This is a genomic window from Janibacter sp. CoH_79_TC_3 (assembly GCF_058197955.1).
Window position 1 is genome coordinate 1 of the sequence record NZ_JBXWIV010000106.1, and the last position, 266, is coordinate 266.

1 protein-coding gene is annotated in these 266 nt (G+C 44.0%); it reads right to left on the reverse strand.

Annotated elements, in window-relative coordinates; genetic code table 11:
* On the reverse strand, positions 1-266 hold a 266-nt coding region (locus AC2FA3_RS15265), incomplete at both ends, for an HAD family hydrolase (RefSeq protein WP_490510327.1).

Consider the following 266-nt stretch of genomic DNA (forward strand, 5'->3'; position numbering starts at 1 on the left):
CATCTTAAAGTCTGTGATCTCACCGTTATCTGCAATCTCAAGGCTGTTGCAGAACAGTGTCGGTCTTCCAAGCTTTTCCATCAAAGGCTGTGCGAACTCTGTAAATGTATCACTGATTAGGATTACCTGACTAAATGAGCGCAGTTCGTCTAAGAATTCTTTTGCTCCCGGAAGCGGGTCAATCTTGGCGATCGTCTCCCGAATCTCTTTGATTCCAAGTCCGTGTTCCTTTAAAATGTCCAGTCTCCATCTCATCAGTTTATTGT